Below are 9363 nucleotides of genomic sequence, written 5' to 3' on the forward strand. Positions count from 1 at the left end.
ATCTTCAATAACTTGATGGGGAATTAACAGACGGCGCTGGGCGTACGCTTACCTTGACTTCGCCATGGGTGGCGCCGGTTAATCCGGCCAACTCACGGCTGCTCATTGCGACGGTTTGATGATGGGCTGCAAAGCCCGCTGCAGATATCATCATAATGTTCACCACTCAAGTAAAAGCAACGGCTCTCCATTGGAGTACAATAAATATACAGAAATACTGTAATTGTATCCAGTACTTTTACGGTAAAATGCAGTGCGCACTCCAGGTCTTTCAGGCAGGGGCGGGCCAACGGCGATAGATCGCGTGCAAAACACGGCGAGCTTGACGATAAAAAGCGGAGGCCATATGGGGTCCAACACGAGGAAACCAGCGCATGCCGGGCAGAGGGCTTCAGCCGTCGCGACCGCACATCCCAGGCTGACGGCTCCTGGCTTCTCGAAGGGACACGTAGTGCAACGGGCATCGCGTGCCGTGAAGGTGGATACCGGGCAAACCACCCCGCTCGGTCTTGAGGCGCACATCCCGGGGGAGCGCATTGCCGGCAATGAAGACAATCTGCAACCGGATATACTGGTACAGATTTTCCGCCGTCAGCGCACCGAGCATAGCGTACAGGTACCCGCCGTGGCAGAGCCGCTGCTGGTGTGGATCCTCACCGGTTGCGCCCGGGTAGAGGAGCGTGGCGCCGGTGAACAATGGCAGGTGAAGAACGTCAGCGCGGGTGATTTTTATTTGACCGCCACCGACGTGCCTTATGAAATGCGCTGGCAGGCCCGCGGCCCAGAGCCGTTTGAGGTCCTGCACGTTTATCTGGGGGTGTCGCTGCTTGAAGAGGCCGTCGCCCAAGTGCAGGGCCGGCCGTGCCGTATCCGCGAAACGGTGGGCGGGCGAGACGAAGTCATTTCACAGCTGCTTGCCCTATGCCGCCGCGAATTACTGAGGCGGCATGATACCAGCGCCACGTTTATCGCCGGCCTGGCGCGATGTCTGGCTGTCCACCTGGCGCGCTTCTACATGGAAGCCTGCGCCGCAGGCGTTTCGCTTACAAAAGGCAACGGCGGAAATGGACGCCAAGCTGTCGCAGCCGTTTGATCTTGCCGTGATTGCCCAGGCGGCGGGGTTGAGCAAATACCATTTCAGCCGGCAGTTCAAGAACGCCACCGGGCTCTCCCCCTCCAACTACTTTATTCGGTTGCGTATGCGGCGCGCCCGCCAATTGCTTGCCGATACGCGGCGCAGCATTATCGACATCGGCCTGGAAGTCTGTTATTCCAGCCCCGGTCATTTCTCGCAGGTGTTTCGGCGTGAGGTCGGGGTATCGCCAAACCACTACCGGCAATAGCGCGTCGCGCGGCGGGCCTTAGCCTATCTGTACGCTGATGCCGCCATCGGCCATGACCACCGAACCCACCATAAAACTGGCGCGATCGGAGGCCAGGAATGCGGCAATCTCCGCAATCTCCTGGGGGTGCGCCGCACGGCCTATGGGGGCATTGCGCCCGTGTTCGGCGAGAAATTCCCGACCATCCTCGCTAAAGTGATTAAGAATGTTGGTCACCACGTCGCCGACGCCGATAGCATTCACCCGGATGCCGTATTCAATCGCTTCCAGCGCCTGGGTGCGGGTCAACTGCACCAGCGCGCCTTTGGAGGAGGTATACGCGGCGATGCCGGGAAAGGTGAAGTAGGCGGCATAAGAGGCGATATTCACAATCGCGCCGTTGCGCTGTTGTATCATGACTTTCATTGCTTCGCGAGAATACAGAAATGCACCGGTGACGTTGGTCTCCATCTGCCATTGCCACTCCTCACGAGTCAATTCAATCAGGGGCTTATAAAGAATACGGCCGGCGCAGTTGACCAGGATGTCCAAGCGGCCAAACGTGCCTTGTGCCAGTGCTACCGCCCGCTCCGCAGCCCCATCGGCGGTAATGTCGGCCACCAGCGGGATAAGGCCTTCGGCTGCAAGTTGGTTAACCTCCGGCTGAATATCTTCGGCGATGACCCGGGCGCCGCGCTGATGCATCAACTCAGCGATGCTGCGGCCGATACCGCTGGCGGCGCCGGTGACCAGCACCACTTTGCCGGCGACTTCATTGGGGGTAGAAAGAAACGTAGACATGATAATTTCTCCAGCAAAAGAATCGTCATAGGGCGGCGCGATGCGTCACCTGCTGGCAATTGTCGCGCGCGGCCCCGCGGTCGTCTTTTGCGGCATTGCCGGCACTGTCGCGGTTTTGCTATGGTGTGTTTATCCGTTGACGACAACGGTCAGCGCAGGGTACCGATAGGGAAAAACGCCGCCCGCCGCTGCCACTGCTATTGCTTGAGAGATCTGCCATGAGCCTGCGTTGCGCCATTCTGGATGATTATCAGCACGTCGCCTTAACCCTCGCCGATTGGACCTTTACCGACGCCAGCATCGATGTTTTCAGCCTGACGACCCATTATGAGGATGAAGCCGCGCTGGCGGCGCAGCTTGCCGATTGCGCGATTATCGTGGTGATGCGCGAGCGCACGCCATTGACCGCCTCGCTAATGGATCGGCTGCCGGCGCTGCGGTTGGTCGTGACGTTCGGTATGCGTAACGCGGCCATCGACCTTGACGCCGCGCGCGCGTGATATCACCGTTTGTGGTACCGCCAGCGACTCGGTCCCCCCGATGGAGTTGACCTGGGCGCTGATATTGGGCCTGGCGCGCCATATCGTGCCGGAGAATCAGGCGCTGCGGCAAAACGGTCCCTGGCAGCATAGCTTGGGACTGACGCTTAAGGGAAAACGCTTGGGCTTGTTGGGCCTTGGCAAAATCGGCGGCGCCATGGCCCGGGTGGCGCAGGCGTTCGGCATGGAGGTCATAGCTTGGAGCCAGCATCTTGGCGCGGAATCGGCCGCGGCCGCAGGCGTTACGCTGGCGGCATCGAAAGGGGCGTTGCTGGCCGCCAGCGATATCGTGTCGATTCATTTGGTGTTAAGCGAGCGTACCCGCGGCCTTATCGGCGCGGCGGAGCTGGCGCAGATGAAGCCAGACGCGTTACTTATTAATACCTCAAGGGCGGCCATTGTCGAGCGTGATGCGCTGATAACGGCGCTGGAGCAAGGGCGAATTGCCGGCGCCGGGCTGGATGTATTTGATGTCGAACCCCTGCCGGCGCAGGACCGTTTACGCCAGTTGTCCAACGTGCTGGCGACCCCACATCTCGGCTACGTGTCCGACAGTAATTACCGCCTCTATTTTCGCGAAGCGGTGGAGGATATCCAGGCATGGCTGAATGGCACGCCGGTGCGTCAGCTGACCTGAGCGCCGCCCACGCCCGTTGCCCGCCGGCATCCGCAATCAAATCCTGCCGGATTTCGATCTCCACATACGGCAGGCAATGACCATAGGCATAAACCGGCACCGCGTAATCGGTATCATCCAAGGCGTAAGGTTGATTCTCACCGACCACCAGATCCACCGCCCGCTGTAACAACCGCAGCACTTCCCGGGCGAACGCCGGCTGGCGGTCAAACAGCACCCCTATCTGCCAGGGCCGGGAAAGACCCATGAACGCGGGCGTAAAGCTATGCATAGCGATGAGGCAGGTCGGCTTAGCGCACACGAGGCGGCGGTGCAGCAAATCATCGATGGCCTGATGATAAGGATCGAAAATCGCCGCTCGCCGCGCCGCCCGGTCGGCGGGACTCAGCGCCAGATTGCCCGGAATGGGGGTTCGCTCCGAGACGGTCGGGATAGCGCTGGGGGTGTCCGGTTGTCGGTTGCAGTCGATAACCAGCCGTGAATAGCGCTGATAGACCAAGCGTGGCCTTCAGCCGCGCGCTCAACCCTTGCGCAACGCCGAGCGCGCCGATATCCCAGCCGATATGGCGCGCGACTTCCCGCCGCGGCAATCCCAGCGAATCGAGCAGGCGCGGAATGCGCTTGCCAGCGTGATCACAGAGAATAACAAACGGCGAAGCGGCGCCGGGCCGCGCAATGCCGACGGACTCGGGTTCGTCGGGGGCCAACAGCGGCGGAGAAAGGGCGGCATTCATCACGTCAGCGGTGTCTCCTGGGCACATTTTTGCGCCATAAATGAAAAGGGCCGTTACGCCGGCGGATCGAGCTGCTCCCACCGCGCCATACGCTCCAGCGCCTGGTCCCCCAAGCGCGCCAGCGTTTCCGTCAGCACAAAAGCTGTGGCGGGGGTATCAAATGGCCAACAAGACTCTACCTGCACCGGCAGTACGACCTGGGCATGGGCGGCAAGAGGAGACAAATGTGAGTCGGTCACCAGAATCAGAGCCGCACCGCGCTCGGTGACCTGCTGCGCCAGTGTCGCCATAGTGCGCTGGTAACGGCGAAAATCGAATAAAACAAAGATGTCCTGTCAGCCGGCATCGACGATAGGCAGGATCCGTTGATGCGGCACTTCCGGCAGCAGCATGACCTGCGGTCGCAGTTGCCGCAAGTGACGTTCCAGATAGATAGCCAGCGACTGACTAAATCGCCCGCCGCCCAGCGTTACCCTTTTACCGCCCTGGCTTAGTAGTTCAATCGCCTGCTGCATGTCGAAAGCCGGTATGTGACGCAGCGACTGGCTGATGGCGTGGCAGGTGGCCTGCAGCGAGGTTTCCATCAGCTCGGCGTGGCCGCCGGCGGTTTGCCGACGGTCCAGTAATTGCAGCGGTCCATTCGACCGCCAGGAAAGTTCGGCGCGCAGCGCCTGCTGCAGTTCTACTAAGCCTCGAAATCCCAGTCGGAGCGCGAATCGTACCACCGACAGCGCGCTGACCTGGGCCTGCTATGCCAGGCTTTGCACCGAATCCAATCCTGCGCTGGGGTAATCCGCCAGCAGCGCACGCGCCACTTTTCTCTCGGTTGGGCTGAGCTGGGCCAGTCCGGTTCGCAGGCGCTGAATCAACTGTGGCGCTTCAGGCGCGTCGTCCGTCGAGGGGAGGGTTGGGGGTTCCGTCATCTGCCCCGCTCTTTTACATAATAAATAGGTTATTGACCGCCAATGGTATCATATTCATTACAGATACAGGTTCAGCGGTGATTTTATTATATAGATATAAAATAGACGCAAGCAGTTTACAGGTGTCCGACGCGTTAATGTGTCGGCGCAACAGTATCAACACCCGGGAAAGCACGCCGCACATTCTAACGACAGCGGCGTATAAGATGTGGCGAGAAAGCAGGGCATTAGCGCTGGATGAACCGGCGCGCTCATTAACCCCGCCACGGCGCGCGGTTTGGCTTAACCAGGCATGGCCACTGATGTTCTCGCTCAGCACACGCGCGTTACCCTTACGGCTTAGGGTGCTCCACGCCGGACGGCCACCGCCACCATGTCGGTTCCGGACTGGCGTGGGGGCGACGCCGCAACGCGGACCACCTTGCAAAATTTTGGCCGTTGAGTATCCCTCTGGTTGTTTCTTTGCCCCTGACTGTACGGGGCGCATTTTTAATCGGCTACGCCTGACAAATGGCTTTTTCGCTAAAGCATTAATACATTTGCGCAAAAAAGCGACGCTTCCCCACGCTTGGAAAAGCGTATGCCGTACAACCTACCTAGCAAGTTGCTGCGAGTCATAAAGGCGCCACGCGTATCCGCTTCAGTCTCCAAGTGGCGTCGGCCGCCTGATTAATCAGCTATCGGAAGGTGCATGGCCAACATTAGCAGACGTAAAGTATACGCGTCGCAAAATTTTTAATAGCGTTTACAGGAAATATCTTATTGAGTAAGCCATCATGAAAAACCTAGTGATCGATCTTTTAATTAAAATGGCCAAGGCGGACGTTCAAACCAAAGAACTGACTGCGCAGGTGGAAGCGATATTGTCGGCGCCGGTGGCCTCGGCGGAGATCCTCTCAAGCGCCGCCGATTTATTGTTGGCCCATTTCGACCGGTTAATTTCAGTTTCGCATTTTGTGGAGGAAAACGCTGACAACAATCTAGCACACCATTAGTCGCGCCTTCCACCCCGCGCCGCCGGGGGGAGGGCCCGCATTGGGGCAGGGCCGCGCCACGAAGAGCACGCCCCGCGCGATGGTGAGCTGTAATGGTAATCTATAATGCTACTACCGCGGGAACCCTCATCCCAAATCATGCATGACCAGCTTGGCGATTTCAAAATAGATAATCAGCCCGGTGCCGTCGATAAAGGTGGCGATGAACGGTGCTGATACTACCGCCGGATCGATATGCAAGCGCTTAAGCAGCAGCGGGATCACCGACGAGACGATCGCCGTCCAGATCGTAATGGCAATCAGCGTCAGGCAGACCACCAGCGTCACCTGCGGGCCGACATTCAGGATCCAGGCGCGTATCCACGCCACCAATCCGATAGATATCGCCACCAAAAACGACGTGGGAATCTCTTTGCGCAACACGGCGGGCAGATTGGGCAGGCTGACTTCGCCCAGCGCCATGGCGCGCACAAGAGTGGAAGTGATCTGCGTACCGCTATTGCCGCCGGTGCCGATAAGTAACGGAATAAAGAACGCCAGCACAATAGCCGCTTCCAATTCATCGGAAAAGGCTTTGAGTACCGTGCCGGTGTACGCTTCCGCCACGAACAGCAGCATCAGCCAACTGATACGTTTTCGCCACAGCCGCCAGGGTGAAGAGCTGAGATAGGGCTCGTCCAGCGGCAGGCTGGCACCCTGGCGTTGGGCGTCTTCAGTATATTCATCGCGCAGCAGCGCGGCGATTTCCCGCTCGCCAAGTTCGCCGATAAGCTTGGCATGGCGCACCACCGGCACCGGGCCGTTAAAATGATTACCCAGCATTTCGGCGACCTGCTCGCGGTCCTGCTCAGGCGCGACAGCCACAAAATCTCGCGTCATCAAACTGGCGATCGGCACATCGGAATTGTCTTCGGTAAATAGACGCTTGACCGAAAGAAGTCCTTCCAGATAATTATCTTTATCGACAATGTAAATTTGCGGCGGAATAGCATTGTCGGTGAGATAATCCAATAAATATTGCCGTGCATCACCTGCGGACAAGGTGCCCGAAATAGCAATGTACTGGTTACTCATATAATAAGCGACCGCGTGATCCATAATTTTTTCCCCTACGACAGTGACCGTCGAGGGTTGAGATGAGTAATGCATGATGGGTTCCCCAAAGCTGTTTTCGACATCAACAGTTCTCAAAAGGGGCATAAACCTGAGAAGAGAGCGCAGCCAGCCTATCTCCACGTCACGGTTTTGGCACTATACAACGTATCTGTATAACAGAAGTTACTTTGGGCTAAACCTTAATCCGATAAAGCCTGTCCTAACCTTGGGCGTCTCTCGACGTCGTCAGATCAGTAACCTGTATTTGTATAGGAGCCTCGCCAAACGAGATACTGAAAATTAAAATCGGGCAAATTATATAGTTCCAAACAATGGCCGGCAAAGTGAATACGCTTTCCGTTTATCAGCCGTTGATTATCATCCGCGGGAAAAGAAACAACGACCGGATAAGACGATGGTAAATAAGGTCATGAACCGCAGGTTTCGGCTGAAGAAGGATAACCCCGCGGGACCCTTGGTCGCCGGGCGTTCTCCTCGATTATGCCAGCTTTATCACCACCATACCGATGAGCAATAACACTAAACCTGCCCAGCCGCTGCGGCTTAAACGCTGATTGAACATTATCCAACCGGCGGCGATAGTCGCGGCGATTCCAAAGCCGCCCCATAAGGCGTAGGCTACCGAAAGGTCTATGCCTTTGACGGCTTGGGAGAGAGCGCTGAAGGCGCCGAGCACCGCCAGCAGCGATAACATGCCCAGCCACAGTTTACGGAAACCGTCCGACATCTTGAGCAGAATGTTGGCAAAAATTTCCAGTACCACCACCAGAGCCAGAAAGCCGGAGTGATAAAGATCAAACTGTTGCATGATGGCGCTCCTTCTGCCGCGCGCTCAGACCGCTATCGCCGCGGCTGGCGTTGTCGCCGTGTGCTTTACGGGTACCGGATTTCAACATCACGATACCGACCACTAAAATTGCCAGTCCCGTCAGCTTGGTCAGCGAGAAGGGCTCATCGAACCACATCACGCTGAACAACGTAATAAACAGAATGCCAATGCCTTCCCACAGCGCATAGGCGACCCCCAGCGCTACCCGTTTGATCGCCAGCGATAGCAGAATGTAGGAGGCGGTGATCATAATGTACATCACAATATGGCCGGTCATTTCGCCATTCACGGTGGCATATTTCATCGACAGCGTGCCGATAACTTCGGCCGTAATGGCGAGTGCTAAAAAGATCCAGTAAATCATGGTAATTCTCCCGACAACACGCGTGTCGGGGCATTTATGCCGGGGGGTGTGCGGCCTGGGGCCGGTCACAGATTGCTGCCGCCGGGGAGTAAGTTGCCCCAAACGTATCATTAACGCGGATCCTGGCAACGGCTGGCTCAGGCCAAGGACCGGTATTGGAAGAAAATACGCTACAGCTCGCCGCACCAATGCTGCTCACTGGCAGCGGTAGCCAAAATGAAATACCGGTAAGAAGAACAATTGAGGGTAATACTTTTAGTAAACATCATGGTTATTTTCAGTTATTAGCTGAAGTCCTTGTAATATTCCGAAAATCCTCGTAAAAATAAAATTATTATCTGCTACTATTTCTACCATAAGGGCGGAAAAAAGGCAAAGCGGGAAATTTCAGGATTTGTAAAGCATCGGCTGAAAGGAAGCGCCGCCCCTGTTGCGGCGCGGCACGCGGTGGGGGAGTCGGCCGCGGAAAAAAGTGCTGAACTGAGGCTTATGGCTGCTCGGGCAGGAGCGTTTCGACAATGGCATGCCACAGCGCGCTCCCCGGCTCGATAAGGGCGTCGTTAAAATCATAGCTGGCGCTGTGCAGGGGACGGGAGGGCGTTTCGCCGTCGGCTCCCAGCCAGAAGTAGGCGTCCGGACATGCCTCGAGCATAAAAGCAAAGTCTTCCGATGCCATCGGCGGCGTGATTGTGGGTGACCGGATAACCGACGCTAAACGTAACCTCGCCGCTGACGCCAAAGGACGGCGGCAGAGCGGCCACCAGGTCGCTAATCAGCGTTTTCACCCGGTCACGCACCGGCGTTTGCAGGCAGCGGAAGATGCCGCACAATACCGCATCGTCGGGGATCACATTCAGCGCAACGCCGCCGTTAATCTGGGTGACGCTCAGTACCGTCGAATCGGTTGGCGAGATGTGACGGGCGGTGATAGTTTGCAACGCCAGCAGTAGATGAGCGGCGGCAATAAGGGGATCGTCCCCCGTTTCGGGCATAGCGGCGTGGAAACTCCTGCCGGTCAGGGTAATCTCGAACGTATCCAGCGACGCCATCATGGCGCCGGGATTAATGCCGACATGGCCCGCCGGCAGGCCAGGCCAGGCCAG

The 9363-nt window shown here is 57.4% G+C and carries 10 protein-coding genes, 3 pseudogenes and 1 riboswitch; of the genes and pseudogenes, 4 read left to right on the forward strand and 9 right to left on the reverse strand.

Going from position 1 to position 9363, the window contains the following annotated elements; all coding sequences use genetic code 11:
• Nucleotides 1-451: 451 nt before the first annotated feature.
• Both ACMX3H_RS10685 and ACMX3H_RS10690 read left to right on the forward strand, forming a co-directional pair.
• Nucleotides 452-1093 (forward strand): hypothetical protein, encoded by a 642-nt coding sequence (locus ACMX3H_RS10685; protein ID WP_415210816.1) that lies wholly within the window; start codon nucleotides 452-454, stop codon nucleotides 1091-1093.
• Nucleotides 1065-1343, forward strand: coding sequence for a helix-turn-helix domain-containing protein (locus ACMX3H_RS10690; RefSeq protein WP_415210817.1), 279 nt, complete (start codon nucleotides 1065-1067; stop codon nucleotides 1341-1343). Before ACMX3H_RS10685 ends, ACMX3H_RS10690 begins: the two co-directional genes overlap by 29 nt.
• Before the next feature lie 18 nt (nucleotides 1344-1361).
• Here ACMX3H_RS10690 and ACMX3H_RS10695 read toward each other — a convergent pair whose 3' ends face one another.
• Nucleotides 1362-2123 carry an SDR family NAD(P)-dependent oxidoreductase gene (locus ACMX3H_RS10695; protein ID WP_415210818.1) on the reverse strand — a complete coding sequence of 254 codons (762 nt, stop codon included), beginning with the start codon at nucleotides 2121-2123 and terminating at the stop codon, nucleotides 1362-1364.
• A gap of 218 nt (nucleotides 2124-2341) precedes the next feature.
• Here ACMX3H_RS10695 and ACMX3H_RS10700 point away from each other — a divergent pair.
• Nucleotides 2342-3299: pseudogene (locus tag ACMX3H_RS10700) on the forward strand (D-2-hydroxyacid dehydrogenase family protein).
• A 4-nt stretch (nucleotides 3300-3303) separates the two neighbouring features.
• Here ACMX3H_RS10700 and ACMX3H_RS10705 read toward each other — a convergent pair.
• The 4 genes and pseudogenes from ACMX3H_RS10705 to ACMX3H_RS10720 all read right to left on the reverse strand — a co-directional run.
• Nucleotides 3304-4033, reverse strand: a pseudogene (locus tag ACMX3H_RS10705) (N-formylglutamate amidohydrolase); the annotation flags it as partial.
• Between the two features lie 53 nt (nucleotides 4034-4086).
• Entirely contained in the window at nucleotides 4087-4362 is a 276-nt protein-coding gene (locus tag ACMX3H_RS10710; RefSeq protein WP_415210846.1) for a MurR/RpiR family transcriptional regulator, read from the reverse strand.
• A 6-nt stretch (nucleotides 4363-4368) separates the two neighbouring features.
• Nucleotides 4369-4758 (reverse strand): MurR/RpiR family transcriptional regulator, encoded by a 390-nt coding sequence (locus tag ACMX3H_RS10715; RefSeq protein ID WP_415210819.1) that lies wholly within the window; start codon nucleotides 4756-4758, stop codon nucleotides 4369-4371.
• Between the two features lie 24 nt (nucleotides 4759-4782).
• Nucleotides 4783-4956, reverse strand: coding sequence for a hypothetical protein (locus tag ACMX3H_RS10720; RefSeq protein WP_415210820.1), 174 nt, complete (start codon nucleotides 4954-4956; stop codon nucleotides 4783-4785).
• Between the two features lie 776 nt (nucleotides 4957-5732).
• Between ACMX3H_RS10720 and ACMX3H_RS10725 the strand changes: the two genes are divergently transcribed.
• Nucleotides 5733-5951 carry a sigma-S stabilization anti-adapter protein IraP gene (locus ACMX3H_RS10725; RefSeq protein WP_415210821.1) on the forward strand — a complete coding sequence of 73 codons (219 nt, stop codon included), beginning with the start codon at nucleotides 5733-5735 and terminating at the stop codon, nucleotides 5949-5951.
• A gap of 126 nt (nucleotides 5952-6077) precedes the next feature.
• On the opposite strand, the gene ACMX3H_RS10730 is transcribed toward ACMX3H_RS10725, so the two are convergent.
• The 4 genes and pseudogenes from ACMX3H_RS10730 to ACMX3H_RS10745 form a co-directional block, all read right to left on the reverse strand.
• Complete coding sequence (locus ACMX3H_RS10730; RefSeq protein ID WP_415210847.1) at nucleotides 6078-7049, reverse strand: magnesium transporter; 972 nt, start codon at nucleotides 7047-7049, stop codon at nucleotides 6078-6080.
• A 125-nt stretch (nucleotides 7050-7174) separates the two neighbouring features.
• Nucleotides 7175-7343, reverse strand: a riboswitch (M-box (ykoK) riboswitch).
• Nucleotides 7344-7545: 202 nt separating this feature from the next.
• The gene (mdtI, locus tag ACMX3H_RS10735) at nucleotides 7546-7875 is read right to left on the reverse strand and encodes a multidrug/spermidine efflux SMR transporter subunit MdtI (RefSeq protein WP_415210822.1); all 330 of its coding nucleotides are present in this window, start codon (nucleotides 7873-7875) and stop codon (nucleotides 7546-7548) included.
• Entirely contained in the window at nucleotides 7862-8260 is a 399-nt protein-coding gene (gene mdtJ / locus ACMX3H_RS10740; protein WP_025423203.1) for a multidrug/spermidine efflux SMR transporter subunit MdtJ, read from the reverse strand. The genes mdtI and mdtJ overlap by 14 nt, the downstream gene beginning before the upstream one ends.
• 487 nt (nucleotides 8261-8747) lie before the next feature.
• Nucleotides 8748-9363 (reverse strand): annotated as a pseudogene (locus ACMX3H_RS10745) (peptidase dimerization domain-containing protein); the annotation flags it as partial.

The organism is Sodalis sp. (in: enterobacteria) (assembly GCF_047607725.1).
GTDB lineage: Bacteria > Pseudomonadota > Gammaproteobacteria > Enterobacterales > Enterobacteriaceae > JBLKSS01.

Bases quoted from the DNA above. Each gene is read 5' to 3' on its own strand.
- ACMX3H_RS10690 (WP_415210817.1), top strand. From the start codon at position 1,065: ATGGACGCCAAGCTGTCGCAGCCGTTTGATCTTGCCGTGATTGCCCAG.
- ACMX3H_RS10695 (WP_415210818.1), bottom strand. From the start codon at position 2,123: ATGTCTACGTTTCTTTCTACCCCCAATGAAGTCGCCGGCAAAGTGGTG.
- ACMX3H_RS10720 (WP_415210820.1), bottom strand. From the start codon at position 4,956: ATGACGGAACCCCCAACCCTCCCCTCGACGGACGACGCGCCTGAAGCG.
- ACMX3H_RS10725 (WP_415210821.1), top strand. From the start codon at position 5,733: ATGAAAAACCTAGTGATCGATCTTTTAATTAAAATGGCCAAGGCGGAC.
- ACMX3H_RS10730 (WP_415210847.1), bottom strand. From the start codon at position 7,049: ATGGATCACGCGGTCGCTTATTATATGAGTAACCAGTACATTGCTATT.
- mdtI (WP_415210822.1), bottom strand. From the start codon at position 7,875: ATGCAACAGTTTGATCTTTATCACTCCGGCTTTCTGGCTCTGGTGGTG.
- mdtJ (WP_025423203.1), bottom strand. From the start codon at position 8,260: ATGATTTACTGGATCTTTTTAGCACTCGCCATTACGGCCGAAGTTATC.